The sequence below is a fragment of the Streptomyces galbus genome, from assembly GCF_005280195.1.
Taxonomy (GTDB): Bacteria; Actinomycetota; Actinomycetes; order Streptomycetales; family Streptomycetaceae; genus Streptomyces; species Streptomyces galbus.
On the sequence record NZ_SZPR01000078.1, the window covers coordinates 1 to 489 of the forward strand.

1 protein-coding gene is annotated in these 489 nt (G+C 67.3%); it reads left to right on the forward strand.

Annotated elements, in window-relative coordinates; translation table 11 throughout:
- Positions 1-489, forward strand: a 489-nt coding sequence (locus E4U92_RS35620) for an RHS repeat domain-containing protein (RefSeq protein ID WP_168725290.1), incomplete at both ends; no start/stop codon positions are given.

Sequence of the window (489 nt, forward strand, 5' to 3'; positions counted from 1 at the left end):
TACGAGTTCGACCCGCTCCAGCGCGAGACGGTCCGCCACCTCCAGGACGGCTCCCAGACCCTGCTCGCCTACACCCCGGCCGGCAACGTCGACTACTACCAGGACCCCGCCGGGAAGACCGACTACACCTGGAACGAGGTCAACAAGCTCACCGAGCTGAAGGACCCGCGCGGCGCGGTCACGACGTACCAGTACGACAACAACGACGCGCGCACCACGACCACCTACCCCGGCGGCACGGTGCAGAAGGTCGGCATCGACAACGCCGGCCGCCCCAAGAACATCAAGACCACCTCCGCCCAGGGCACCCTGGTCAACCTGGACTACACCTACGGCTACGGCACCAACAACGCCACCGACGGCGACAAGATCCGCACCCAGACGGACAACGTCACCGGCCGCAAGCGCACGTCCAGCTACGACGGCGCGGGCCGCTTCTCCTACGCCAGCGAGGTCAAGGCCGGCGCCACCGTCGACACAAGGCAGTAC